Raw genomic sequence first — 200 nt, 5'->3', positions numbered from 1 at the left:
CTAGGCCGGCTAAATGGTGGAGAATGACGGGTTCGAACCGCCGACCCTCTGCTTGTAAGGCAGATGCTCTCCCAGCTGAGCTAATTCTCCATTTATATATGTAATTTTTATATTTGCCCGGCAACGTCCTACTCTCGCGGAACGTAAGCCCAACTACCATCGGCGCTAAAGAGCTTAACTTCTGTGTTCGGCATGGGAAC

General features: G+C 50.0%; 1 tRNA gene and 1 rRNA gene. Both read right to left on the bottom strand.

From position 1 onward, the window contains the following. Positions 1–14 precede the first annotated feature (14 nt). Positions 15–90: transfer RNA gene (locus LQ615_RS13430), tRNA-Val, on the bottom strand. Between the two features lie 25 nt (positions 91–115). Next, positions 116–200 (bottom strand): 5S ribosomal RNA (gene rrf / locus LQ615_RS13600); the annotation flags it as partial.

This window comes from Mammaliicoccus sp. C-M13 (genome assembly GCF_022386845.1).
Classification (GTDB): domain Bacteria; phylum Bacillota; class Bacilli; order Staphylococcales; family Staphylococcaceae; genus Mammaliicoccus; species Mammaliicoccus lentus.
This window is presented reverse-complemented; position numbering and strand designations above follow the sequence as displayed.